Origin of the sequence: Paenibacillus chartarius (genome assembly GCF_042432825.1) — a bacterium.
GTDB lineage: Bacteria > Bacillota > Bacilli > Paenibacillales > NBRC-103111 > Gordoniibacillus > Gordoniibacillus chartarius.
In genome coordinates this window covers 17102-29110 of the sequence record NZ_JBHLWN010000102.1, presented here as the reverse complement: position 1 = coordinate 29110, position 12009 = coordinate 17102, and the positions used below count along the sequence as shown (strand labels likewise).

General features: G+C 54.0%; 8 protein-coding genes. All 8 read right to left on the bottom strand.

Going from position 1 to position 12009, the window contains the following annotated elements; all coding sequences use genetic code 11:
* Positions 1–32 precede the first annotated feature (32 nt).
* Complete coding sequence (locus ACFFK0_RS25335) at positions 33–1208, bottom strand: MFS transporter (RefSeq protein ID WP_377473193.1); 1176 nt, start codon at positions 1206–1208, stop codon at positions 33–35.
* A 132-nt stretch (positions 1209–1340) separates the two neighbouring features.
* Positions 1341–1691 (bottom strand): nitrite reductase small subunit NirD, encoded by a 351-nt coding sequence (gene nirD, locus ACFFK0_RS25330; RefSeq protein WP_377473191.1) that lies wholly within the window; start codon positions 1689–1691, stop codon positions 1341–1343.
* A gap of 25 nt (positions 1692–1716) precedes the next feature.
* Positions 1717–4134, bottom strand: coding sequence for a nitrite reductase large subunit NirB (gene nirB, locus ACFFK0_RS25325; protein ID WP_377473189.1), 2418 nt, complete (start codon positions 4132–4134; stop codon positions 1717–1719).
* Between the two features lie 168 nt (positions 4135–4302).
* Complete coding sequence (locus tag ACFFK0_RS25320) at positions 4303–5121, bottom strand: uroporphyrinogen-III synthase (RefSeq protein ID WP_377473188.1); 819 nt, start codon at positions 5119–5121, stop codon at positions 4303–4305.
* A 26-nt stretch (positions 5122–5147) separates the two neighbouring features.
* Complete coding sequence (nirD, locus tag ACFFK0_RS25315) at positions 5148–5480, bottom strand: nitrite reductase small subunit NirD (protein ID WP_377473186.1); 333 nt, start codon at positions 5478–5480, stop codon at positions 5148–5150.
* Between the two features lie 16 nt (positions 5481–5496).
* Positions 5497–7920, bottom strand: coding sequence for a nitrite reductase large subunit NirB (gene nirB, locus ACFFK0_RS25310; protein WP_377473184.1), 2424 nt, complete (start codon positions 7918–7920; stop codon positions 5497–5499).
* A 784-nt stretch (positions 7921–8704) separates the two neighbouring features.
* Positions 8705–9496 carry a hypothetical protein gene (locus ACFFK0_RS25305; RefSeq protein WP_377473182.1) on the bottom strand — a complete coding sequence of 264 codons (792 nt, stop codon included), beginning with the start codon at positions 9494–9496 and terminating at the stop codon, positions 8705–8707.
* A 96-nt stretch (positions 9497–9592) separates the two neighbouring features.
* Positions 9593–11890, bottom strand: coding sequence for a 5-methyltetrahydropteroyltriglutamate--homocysteine S-methyltransferase (gene metE / locus ACFFK0_RS25300; RefSeq protein WP_377473180.1), 2298 nt, complete (start codon positions 11888–11890; stop codon positions 9593–9595).
* Between the last annotated feature and the right edge of the window lie 119 nt (positions 11891–12009).

Genomic DNA, 12009 nt, shown 5'->3' with positions numbered 1-12009 from the left:
AGAAAGTTTCCGCCTCTCCGATCATGTCCGGTTCAAGCCGCCGCCTCTTGGTTCCGGAGCTCCATTCTCTTTGTACTGTAATTCATTCGCAGACAGACGCAGGCAAAGAGTGCCAGCAATACGAATCCAAGCGAATAAGCACCTGTCAAGTCTTTAATCATGCCGAGCAGGATCGGCGGAAAAAATCCTCCCACTCCGCCGGCCGCTCCAACGATGCCGGTTACCGCACCAATGTTGCTCGCGGATACCTCGGGGACCATCTTGAACACGGCGCCGTTCCCCAATCCGAGCAATATTGCGGCCGCATAGCAACTCGTGAAAAATACGGAAAAATGACTTGTGAATACAGCCATAACGAGTGAGGTGACAACGATACCCGTGAATACGACGACTAAAACCTTACGCGAACCGAAGCGGTCCGCCCAATATCCTCCCAGCGGCCGAATGAGCGTAGCGATCAGGACGAACCCAGCCGTCTTGATGCCCGCATCCGTCGCGGGCAAATGAAACATGTCTGTAAGGAAAGTCGGCAGATAAGCACCGAAAGCGACGAACCCGCCGAAGGTAAGAAAATAAAACAGCGATAAGTACCATGTCGCCTGATCCTGCATCACAGCCATCGATTGCTTGAACGTTTTCGCTTTCGCCGGTGCAGGTAAATCGGTCGTTCCGGCCCAGAAGATTACGCTCACACATGCCATCAGAATCGCCAGGCTCCAGAACACCCACTGAAATCCATAGCTGTTAAAAATAAACGGCAGCGTATAACTCGCAACGGCGCCTCCGAGATTGCCGATTCCAGCTAATCCCAGAACCAGTCCTTGCCGCTCCGGAGGGAACCATCTGGAAACATATGTCATGGATATGGCGAACGTCGTCCCCGCCACACCGATGAACAACGCACAGAGCAGAAGGACCCAGTAAGACTGTGTCGAAGCGGCCGCCAGCAGCGGCACGATGAGGAACAGCATCGTCGCCGTGAACACTCGCCTGCCGCCAAATCGGTCGGTATAAATTCCCATGGGAATTCGCATGATCGATCCGAGCAAAACCGGCGCTGCGATCAACAGGCTCATTTGAATCGAGCTGAGATGAAGCAGCTCCTTTAGCTGTCCGGCGATCGGAGAAAACACGCTCCAAATTACAAATGAAGCTGTCATGGCCATAGTCGATAGCCCTAACGTCAGGACTGCCCGATTTTGTCGCATAGAAGCATTCTCCTCAAACTAAGATGGCAAAGTCGCCAATAAAAAGGCTCCAAGTGTTGGGAAGTGTCCTTCAGGCACGTTACCCAGCAAAAGGAGCGCGTCGGAGCGTCCGACTACGTTCTTGCGCGAGCCTTATACCGCAACCGTAGTAGATTGCGAAACGGCGATGTGCACTCTTCCGTCTTGAACCTTCGTTTCGTATGTGCGCACGCAGCCTGTGTCCGGCTTCTGAACAAGCCCGGAAGGAAGGTGGATTCTGCGATCGTGCAGCGGGCAGAACACATGTTCGTCACAAACGATCCCTTCAGCCAAGACTCCGTCCTTATGCGGACAACGATTCTGGACGGCGACTACTTTGTCATTCGCTAATCGAAACAAAGCGATCTCTTCTTCTTGAATCCGGACCGTTTTCCCCGTGTTCGGCTTCAGCTCGTCATAAGCGGTCACATCGACCCAATGTACGGTTTGCTTTACGTTGCTCATCCTTTAGCGCTCCTCTCGGCTGACATTATTTAAGTTCGATGACTTCATACAAATCTTTGCGGATGCTTTCGTTTTCCACGGCTTCTTTCCACGGGTCTTTCGTCACCGACAGTGCAATATCCATTCGTTCGCGCAGCTCCTTGCGTTTCTCGGCATCCAGCACGACCTCGCGAATATGCTCAATGCCAAGGCGGCTCACCCACTCCGATGTCCGTTCACCGTACTTCCCGGATTCGCGATAATACTGCAGGTAGGCTTCGGTATATTCGATGACTTCTTCTTCCGTCTTTACCGTTGTCAGCAGATCGCCTACGCGGACCTTGACGCCGCCGTTACCGCCGGCATACAGCTCCCAGCCGCCGTCGACGGACACGACGCCAAGATCCTTGATACCGGATTCGGCGCAATTGCGCGGACAGCCGGATACCGCCATTTTCACTTTCGCCGGTGTGTTCAGCCGTTCGAAGCGTTTCTCCAGCGCTATGCCCATTCCCATGGAATCGCCTGTGCCGAAACGGCAATAGTCTTCGCCGACACATGTTTTGACGGTGCGGAGAGCCTTACCGTAGGCGTAGCCGGACGGCATATCCAGATCGGCCCACATCGCGGTCAAGTCCTCCTTATGAACGCCAAGCAGATCGATGCGTTGTCCCCCGGTGAGCTTGACGGTAGGAACGTTATATTTTTCAGCCACCTCAGCGATCCGTTTCAATTCGCTTGGCGTCGTGACGCCGCCGTACATGCGCGGTACGACCGAGTAGGTGCCGTCCTTTTGGATATTGGCATGCATGCGCTCGTTCACGAATCGGGAAGTTCGGTCGTCCTGGTACTTCTCGGGGTTCACCATGCCCAAGTAATAATTCAATGCAGGGCGGCATTTGGAGCAGCCTTCTTCGGTTTTCCAGCCGAGCACATTCATCACTTCGCGGACATGTGAAAGGCCTTTTTCTTTGATTGCTTCTACGACTTCGTCGCGCGACACATCGGTGCAGCCGCAAATCGTCTCTTTCATATCCTGCTTGAATCCGTCGCCAAGCGTGAGCGACAGCAGCTCGCCTACCAGCGGCTTACAGCCGCCGCAGGAGCGGGATGCGTTCGTGCAATTTTTTACCTCTTCAATTGTAGATAATCCCTGCTCTTTGATTGCTTTGCAGATGTCACCTTTGCTGACGCCGTTACAGCCGCAAACGATGGCATCGTCGCTCATCGAAGCTGCGCCGGAACCCGCTCCGGCTCCTGCGGCCGATGAGGAATCCTGCAGAATCGCCGTCTTCTCCATCCCGGACACATCGGTTTCGTTACGGATCATTTGCATCAGCCGCGTTCCGTCCGTCGTATCGCCGAACAGAACCGCACCGATAATTTTGTTATCCTTGATCAGCACTTTCTTGTAAATGCCGGAAAGCTCGTCATGAACGCGGATCGCTTTCGTACCTTCGCTCTCGACGAATTGTCCGCCGGAGAATACGTCTACGCCCGAAACCTTCAGCTTCGTATAGACGACGGAGCCTTCATACGGCGCTGTATCGAGACCGGCCAGATGTTTAGCTAATACCGCTCCTTGCTCGTATAACGGAGCCACTAAGCCATAAACGACGCCGCGATGCATCGCGCACTCGCCGACCGCATAGATGCCGGGAACGCTTGTTTCCATATAGTCGTTAACGACAATGCCGGGGTTCGTTTCCAGCCCTGTCTCTTTCGCAAGCTGTACATTCGGTCTAATCCCAACGGCCATAACGATGAGATCTGCATCGGTTTCGGTTCCGTCTTTAAATTTCAACCCCGCGACGCGTTGATCGCCGACTATTTCCAAGGACTGCTTCTCCAGCAAGAAGTTCATGCCTTGCTCTTCCAGGGCTGCTTGCAGCATTTTGGAAGCGGTGCGATCGAGCTGCCGTTCCATAATCGTATCCATAATGTGTACGACATCGACCTTCATCCCCAAGTTCAGAAAGCCTCTCGCCGCTTCCAGTCCAAGCAAGCCGCCGCCGATAACGACGGCTTTTTTGTACGTCTTCGACGCCTCGATCATCTGCTCACAATCGCGAATCGTCCGATACGCCATAACCCCTTCTTTGTCCGCTCCCGGCAAAGGAAGCATGAACGGATTGGAGCCTGTAGCGAAAACCAGCTTGTCGTAAGGAACCGTCAGCCCTTGATCGCTTGTTACCGTCTTCGCTGCCGGATCGACCGCTGTGATCGTTTGCCCCGCATGCAAGGTAATGCCGTTCTGTACGTACCATTCGAAGGAATTGATGACTATATCGTCCACCTTCGAATCTCCTGCGAGTACGTAGGAGAGCAGGATCCGGTTATAGTTCGGATGCGGCTCCGTACCGAAGATCGTGATTTCATACTTGTGGGGAGCAAGCTTCAGCAGATGTTCGACCATGTTGACTCCAGCCATGCCATTTCCTATTAAAACGAGCTTTTCTTTCATCCGTAGAGCCTCCACATCGCATCGAATTAAGTAAATAAACAAAAAGAAGCCAATCCCTGTACATCATCGTACAGAAATGGCTTCGTTGCCTGCATCGACACACCTTTGTGTCATATTAAATTACATATCTAATAGGATTATATTGGGAACAGATTGCAATGTCAAGATTTATTCCACTGTTGATGATCCGGCATAATAATCGCTTAAAGCCACAATCGCGCTTCCCATCCGTTCTTCGGATGGCACTACGACTCTAGAGATCCCTTCTTCCCGAAGCGCTTGCGCGGTCACTTTGCCTACCGCAACGGCTACGACGCGGTCGGTAAACGCCTTGATGACGTCCTGCTCCATCCCCCTTGCCCTCGCATGGGACATGAGGAAGCGGGACTGCGGCGTACTGGTGAACGCAACCGCATCGGCGTCGCCTCGAACGATCTCTTCGAGCAGCCGATCCATCACCTCGGGCTCGGGCGGCGTGTGGGAATAAGGGAGAATTTCCCGGTACTGCGCCCCCTGCGCCTCCAGCCATTGCACCAGCTTGGGTGCGGGGTCGCCGTGAAGCTGCAGCGCGACCTTCGCGCCGCTCAAGTCGAAAGCGGCCATTTGCCGCAGAAGCCCCGCCGTGCTCCCGTCGTCGTCCCGGACTACCGGTTTCAAGCCAAGCTTTTTCAGCATATTCACCGTCTTGTACCCGCGAGCGGCGATTTGCATGCCTCCGAGCGACGAGACGAATTGCTCGGCCATATCGAGCCGTTTCGCGGTTTCGTACAGCAGCTCCGTACCAACGCCCGTAGTCAGGATCATCCAATCGAAGGCTCCTTCCGCTACGCGCTTCACTTCCGCCTCAATGTTCGAATCGTCTAACACTGTAGTGCCTTGTGCTGGGCGAAACAACGGGACCCCGCCCATCTTGGCGATTAAGGTCCCCAATTCCTCGGACCTGCGAGGACCCGTTAAAGCGATTCGCTTGCCTTCCAATCTTCTCATCTTGCAACCCTACTTTTGTTCATGAATTATGAAGCATGTTCCGCTCGATTATTATAATACAGGATGAGGTCCCCGTCTGCACCGATTTCGACCCTGAATGTGTTTACGCAGCCCTCGTCCGGTGCTTGGACGACGCCGTTCTCCAAGCTGATCTTCCAATCGTGGAGCGGGCAGAAGACGTGATGGGAGCAGACGATGCCTTCCGACAGCTTGCCGCCTTTGTGCGGGCACTTATTTTCGATCGCCTTAATCTCTCCGCCCGATAGCTTGAACAACGCGATTTCGATACCGTCGACGTTCACGACTCTCGATCTTTTCTCTGTGATATCCGAATGCTTGCCGACAACGATGCGTTTCATCAGATCAACCGTCCTTTCATACTTCTTGTGCGGTTAGAGGCTTGAACGTCGAATGTAACGCTTGGGATTCGATGATTTCTTTCCATGGATCGTTGGTTAAAGAGAGCGTATGTTCGATCCGTTCCACGAGCGCGCTTCGCGTTTCCGCACTCGCGAGTGCGGTCTTGATCGACTCGAGTCCGACCCTCTCTACCCATTCCGACGTACGCTCACCGTAATTGCCGGTTTCCCGGTAATACTGCAAATAAGCTCCTGTCCATTCGAGCACCTCATCCTCCGTCTTCACCTTGCCAAGCAGCTCGGCTCCTCTTAATTTGGTTCCACCGTTGCCGCCGACGTAGAGCTCCCAGCCGCCGTCGATCGCAATAACGCCCAAATCTTTGATTGTCGATTCCGCGCAGTTGCGAGGGCAGCCGGACACCGCCATCTTCACCTTCGCCGGTGTATTAAGGCGCTCGAATTTTTTCTCCAGATCGATACCCATCTGGATCGAATCCTGCGTACCGAAACGGCAGAACGTGGAACCGACGCAAGTCTTTACGGTGCGCAGCGCTTTCCCGTAAGCGTAGCCGGACGGCATGTCAAGGTCCGCCCATACGTTAGGCAGATCCTCCTTGGCGACGCCTAGCAAATCGAGCCGCTGTCCGCCGGTGAATTTCACCATCGGCACGTTGTACTTCAGCGCAACCTCCGCGATCCGCTGCAGGTCTTGCGGAGTCGTTACGCCGCCGTAGATCCGGGGAACGACCGAGTAAGTGCCGTCTTTCTGGATATTAGCGTGATTCCGCTCGTTCACGAAGCGCGACTCGCGCTCGTCCTCGTGCAGCTCGGGCCAAACCATGCCCAGGTAATAATTGAGTGCAGGCCGGCACTTCGAGCAGCCCTCCGGATTGTTCCAGTCCAGAACGTTCATGACTTCCTTGGAAGTCGTAAGGCGCATGCGCCGAATGGCCTCCACAATTTCATCGCGGCTATGGAGCGTACACCCGCAGATGCCTTCTTTTACGGTTTTGACGCCTTCGGCGCCTAACACATGTGTCAATAAATCTGCCACAAGCGGCTTGCAGCCTCCGCAAGAGGCGGATGCTTTCGTGCACGCTTTGATCTCGTTGACGCTGGAGCAGCCCTTTTCCCGAATTGCACCGACAATGTCCCCCTTCGACACGCCGTTGCAGCCGCAGACGATCTCATCCGCGTCCATCGCCGCAACGATGTCGACGCCGGATGTCGCCGAGCCCCCGGCGACCGCTCCGAGCAAGATTTGCTTCTCCTTGCCGGTTACGTCTTCTCCTTTGCGAATAAGGGAGAACAGGCGCGAGCCGTCGCTCGTATCGCCGAACAATACGGCGCCCACGACTTTGCCGTCCCGGATGACCACCTTCTTATAAACCCCTTCGAAATCGTCCTGCACCCGAACGGATCGTGTACCCGGTTCGTCGGCGAACCGGCCGGCGGAGAATACGTCCACGCCCGATACTTTGAGCTTCGTCGAAACGACGGAGCCTTTGTAGCCTTCCGTTTCGATTCCGGCGAGCCGCTTCGCCAGCACAGCTCCTTGCTCGTATAGCGGAGCGACAAGACCGTATGCAACCCCATTGTGCTCCGCGCACTCACCGACCGAATAAATGTGCGGAAGACTCGTTTCCATAAAGTCGTTTACGACGATTCCCCGGTTTACTTCGATTCCGCAAGACTTCGCGAGCGCCACATTCGGGCGGATGCCGACCGCCATCACGATCAGATCCGCTTCGATCGAAGTGCCGTCCGTGAAGCGCAGGCCCGCTACCCGATGTTTGCCCAAGATGGATTCCGATTGTTTCTCCAGGTAAAATTTCATCCCCTGCAATTCGAGTTCCCGCTGCAGCAAGAGCGATGCGGTAGGATCCAACTGCATATTCATAAGGTAACGGTTGATGTGAACGACCGACACCTCCATGTTCAAGTTCAGAAGGCCTCTAGCCGCCTCCAGCCCCAGCAATCCGCCGCCGATGACGACGGCTTTCTTGTATTGCTTCGACGCGGCGATCATCGCTTCGCAATCTTTAATGTCACGGAATGCGATAACGCCGTCTTTGTCCGCCCCCGGCAGCGGGAGCATGAATGGCGTCGATCCGGTTGCCAGGATCAATTCGTCATAAGGCACGGTGATCCCGCCGTCTGACGTTACGGTGCGCTTCTGCGTATCAATCTTCGTCACGGTATGGCCTGTGTAGAGGTTGATCTTGTTTTCCTTATACCATTCCCAATCGTTCAACACGATGTCTTTCATTTCGGAGTCTCCGGCCAACACCTTCGACAACAAAATACGGTTATAATTCGGATGAGGCTCTTTGCCGAAAATCGAAATGTCATAACCATGGGGATGAATCTTCAACAGCTGTTCGATGCACGATACGCCGGCCATCCCGTTCCCAACCATCACCAATCGCTTTTTATCCATTTCCTCAGCCCCTATCGTGTGAATTATCATGACATTTAACCGGTCAATTCCGACACTTTCGGCTTGTTGTTATGTTTCATGACATATCCTCTTGAGATTTACTTTACCCCGTTTTCCCGAACGTTTCAAGTACTTTTTGTGAGAATCGTTAACATAAATCTTCGCAACAGACGTTTGAAGCCCGAAAATTCCATGCACTGTGTCATGATATATTACACAAAACGATGTCATCAGACAGAAATAACCGCAGACAGGTGGGGATAAACCCAACCCGTTTGCGGTATTCATTGCGGTGAACATCTCTGATCTCATAGTCACTCGTTATTTGCAGGTTAACCCCGTTGTATTAGGAGGACTGGCATTGTAGAGTCCATGATCGCTTTTATGAATCGGCTGTTCCGTTCTACAGCCCCGGGACAAATCAATTGCGCATGGAGACCGAGGGCAGTTGATTCCGACATGATGTTGGTAATCGGCATTTTATTTTACATAATATTTATTATGTATATATAAAAGACCGCACAGACACCCCTCTTATTCCCCAGCGAGCACGAACTAAGCCGCCATTCATCACGGAAATAGGCTTCGCCCGTCTCCTATGCACAAAAAAAATAGGAATGCCCCAGGTGTGGGCACTCCTGCACAGCATTTTATCTCAAGCTCGAGTTCGGCATGACTTCAATTTTCGAGACCTTCTCCCCGCTCGCCATTATTAAATCAGACAGAGCCAGCGGAATGATCATTGGGATCGGTGCTTCTCCAGGCAGTTCGGAGCTGCCGTTGCTTACGTCGTCCATTGGTCGTGTGTCAGACCGACGAGCATCCACTCCGAATCCGCTTTTTCGAATATCAGGCGCAAGCTCGCCCAGTCCATCCCTTCCAGCTTCTTATCGAAACCGGAAAAATGATACTCGACAACAATTGCATTCGGATATACGTCTTTGATGTTGTTGGTCATGTTGCCTTTGCCGAGCGTTTCGTTGTAGGCGGTCTTCTCCGCCTTAGCGTAATCGTGATCGTACACAAACTTGCCGAAATATTCGACGAATGTCAAGGTAATCAGCTCGCCTGAACCATCATAGCTGCCCCATGTGTACGTTTTCGCATCCTTCAGCAAGTTGCCGATTTGATCTGCGGAAAAAATCAAGTCCTTCTTGACGTCAACATAGCTGTAGGGCGAAAAACGGACCCCTTTTTGCGGATGAACGTACGTCTTCAGCTTGCCCATGTCTTTATTTTTCAGCAACGTAACGACTTCCGTCGCCCTTGCCGCAATCGTTAGTTTTGCTTGCTCGGGAGTAACGGGGCCTTGTGCGTCGGGCTTCGGTTTATCAGGCGTCTTGGACGGCGCATCCGATGCCGGAGGAGCGGCCGCTCCGGGGCTTGGATCGCTTGGCTTGGGCGCCTTCTCAACCGGCTCCGGCGCCCCCGTTCCTTGTTCAACCTTTGCTGTATCCACCATGGAGGGCGGCTTATTTCCCGTCTGGGCGTCTCCAGCCGGCGCACCGGTCGAACAACCGGATATCATGGCGGCGACAAGTACAACGGCGGCTGCATACCGGGCTTTGCTGCTCATTATCATTCACTCCTTCACAAAGTGGCGCTGCTATACTGACGCAGGAAGGGGATGTGAAGTTGCGAACGGCGCGGCCCAAATTGTGGCAAGCACTGTTTAAAGCTTAAGGGAGTAGGTATCGCGAGCAACCCGGGCTGCCTTCACCATGTTGCGCAAAGAAGCAACCGTTTCCTCGAAGCCGCGGGTTTTCAAGCCGCAATCCGGATTGATCCAGAACAAATTCGGGTTCAACACGCGCAGGGCACGGTCAATCACATCCGTCATTTCCTCTACAGTTGGGACTCGCGGGCTATGGATGTCGTACACGCCTAGACCGATTCCTTTGCGATACGTGTTCGACTTCGCTTCGAAGCTGCCGATGAGTTCGCCATGACTCCTTGATGTTTCGATCGAGATCACGTCCGCATCCATCGCATCGATACTATCCATCATGTCATGAAAATCACAGTAGCACATATGCGTGTGGATCTGCGTCTCATCTTTCACGCTGGAGGTGGTCAACCGGAAGGCTCGAACCGCCCAGGCCAAATAGTCGGCCTGCTTCGCTTCCTTGAGCGGCAAGCCTTCGCGGACGGCGGGTTCGTCAACTTGAATCATGCCGATGCCGGCCTCTTCGAGCGCCTCTACCTCCTGTCTAAGCGCATACGCCAGCTGATAAGCAATTTGCTCCCGCGGAATATCTTCACGGACGAACGACCAATTCATGATCGTAATCGGACCCGTGAGCATCCCTTTAACGGGATGCTTCGTCAAGGATTGGGCGTACTGTGTTTCGCCAACGGTCATGGCCCCCTGAAACGCTACGTCTCCATAAATGATCGGCGGCTTCACGCAGCGCGATCCGTACGATTGCACCCAGCCGTTCTGGGTAAAGGCAAACCCCGCCAGCTTCTCTCCGAAAAATTCAACCATGTCGGTACGTTCGAATTCTCCATGCACAAACACATCAAGCCCTATCTCCTCTTGGATCCGAACCCAGTGTTCGATTTGCTGCCTTATGAAGCCGGAGTATTGCTCACCGGTCCACTCGCCTTTTCGCCACAGCTGGCGAGCCTTCCGGATCTCCGGGGTTTGCGGAAAACTTCCGATCGACGTCGTGGGGAAGCTCGGCAGCCTCCACTTCGCTTGCTGGATCACGCTCCGCTCTGCGTAAGGACGATTCCGCTGCGGATCCTGTACGGCCAGGGCTGCCGCCGCTTGCCGGATAGCGTGCCGGTTGCGCGCTTCGGAGCGGCTAAGCGCCAGGGCTGACGAATCGTAAGCCTGTATGTCTTCGTCAGTCCCGTTTCCGCCTCCCGTAACCGACCTTGCGAGAAGCACTAATTCGTCGAGCTTCTCGTCTGCGAAGGCGAGCGCATCTCTCAGCTCCGGTGCAAGGTTCGTTTCTCCCTGCACCGAAATCGGCACATGAAGGAGACTGCACGACGTTTGAACGATCAGCTGCTCGGGCGGCACCAACGTGGATAGCTCATCGAGCAGCGCTTTTTTGATGTGAAGTGTCTCCTTCCAAATTCCGCGTCCGTTGATAACCCCCGCTCCCAGTGCTTTGTCGGCCGGAAACCCGATCGTCCTTATCGCCGACAGGTTATCTTCCAGGCCATGCACCAGATCCAAGCCGATTCCATGAACGGGAAGCGCGATCACATCGCGGTAAGCCTCGACCGATTCGAAATACGTTTGAAGCATGAGCTTCAAGCGCGGCGCCGATGAATGGAACGTTTCATAAATCGTCCGCAGCCGCCGCACGTCCCCGGTATCAAGCTTCGTAACGAGAATCGGCTCATCGATTTGGAGCCATGGCACCCCTTCGCGCTCCAGCTCTTGAAGAACCCGCACGTAGAGCGGCAGCAGCCGGTCGAGCCAGGCATCGATGCCCTGTTCCGCATAGCCTTTGGACAGCTTCAGGAACGTTAGCGGGCCGAGCAGCACGGGCCTGCCTTCGATGCCCAGCTTCTGCTTGGCTTCCCGATAAGCCAGAAGCGGCTTATTCTCGGTCAATTCCGGCATTACGCCATCCAGCTCGGGCACGATATAGTGGTAGTTCGTGTTAAACCACTTCGTCATTTCGCTCGCGGCCGCCTCTTTCGTCCCGCGGGCGATGCCGAAGTAGACCGACTTCGGGACGGCGCCGCCGTTATACGCTGCGAAGCGTTTCGGCACGATGCCGAACATCGCAGCCGTATCCAGCACATGGTCGTACATGCTGAAGTCGCCCACCGGAATGAAATCAATTCCTTTGTTCTTCAGCTTCTGTAAATGCCCCAAACGGATATCCTGCAGCTGCCGGTCCAGCTCCTTCTCCTCCAGCTTGCCTGCCCAATAGGCCTCGATCGCTTTTTTCCATTCCCGCTGCGCCCCAATCCGCGGATAGCCCAAAACTCCGCTCTTCGCCATGAACCAACAACTCCTCTGCTTCGCTTGTTTTTTCGTAAAGCAAAGATACCATGGCTGATTGGCTAACAGGTAACTGCTAAATCCTATATCCTGATATAGCCTAAAGCTATAACCAAGTC

Excerpts from the sequence above, each read along its gene's own strand:
- ACFFK0_RS25335 (WP_377473193.1), bottom strand. The coding sequence starts at position 1,208 with ATGCGACAAAATCGGGCAGTCCTGACGTTAGGGCTATCGACTATGGCC.
- nirD (WP_377473191.1), bottom strand. The coding sequence starts at position 1,691 with ATGAGCAACGTAAAGCAAACCGTACATTGGGTCGATGTGACCGCTTAT.
- nirB (WP_377473189.1), bottom strand. The coding sequence starts at position 4,134 with ATGAAAGAAAAGCTCGTTTTAATAGGAAATGGCATGGCTGGAGTCAAC.
- ACFFK0_RS25320 (WP_377473188.1), bottom strand. The coding sequence starts at position 5,121 with ATGAGAAGATTGGAAGGCAAGCGAATCGCTTTAACGGGTCCTCGCAGG.
- nirD (WP_377473186.1), bottom strand. The coding sequence starts at position 5,480 with ATGAAACGCATCGTTGTCGGCAAGCATTCGGATATCACAGAGAAAAGA.
- nirB (WP_377473184.1), bottom strand. The coding sequence starts at position 7,920 with ATGGATAAAAAGCGATTGGTGATGGTTGGGAACGGGATGGCCGGCGTA.
- ACFFK0_RS25305 (WP_377473182.1), bottom strand. The coding sequence starts at position 9,496 with ATGAGCAGCAAAGCCCGGTATGCAGCCGCCGTTGTACTTGTCGCCGCC.
- metE (WP_377473180.1), bottom strand. The coding sequence starts at position 11,890 with ATGGCGAAGAGCGGAGTTTTGGGCTATCCGCGGATTGGGGCGCAGCGG.